General features: G+C 64.0%; 1 protein-coding gene. It reads right to left on the bottom strand.

Translation table 11 applies throughout. The annotated features are described in order from the left end of the window. Window positions 1-236 (bottom strand): AMP-binding protein (locus SB719_RS22650; RefSeq protein WP_412160108.1); only part of this gene is annotated, 236 nt, incomplete at both ends.

Genomic DNA, 236 nt, shown 5'->3' on the forward strand with positions numbered 1-236 from the left:
ACCGAATGCACCGCGCCGATCCGCGCGCAGGCCAACATCGCCATGGCCGCTTGCGGCACCATGGGCATGTAGATGATCACACCATCGCCCTTGTTCACCCCCAACTGGCGCAGCAAACCGGCCAGGCGTGCTACCTCGTCGCGCAACTGGTTGTAGGTGTAGGTCTGCTGCACGCCAGTCACTGGCGAATCGTAGATCAGCGCCAACTGCTCGCCCCGGCCCTGCTCGATCTGGTG

The sequence above is a fragment of the Pantoea sp. SIMBA_079 genome (genome assembly GCF_046940275.1).
In the GTDB taxonomy this organism is placed as follows: Bacteria; Pseudomonadota; Gammaproteobacteria; order Enterobacterales; family Enterobacteriaceae; genus Pantoea; species Pantoea borealis.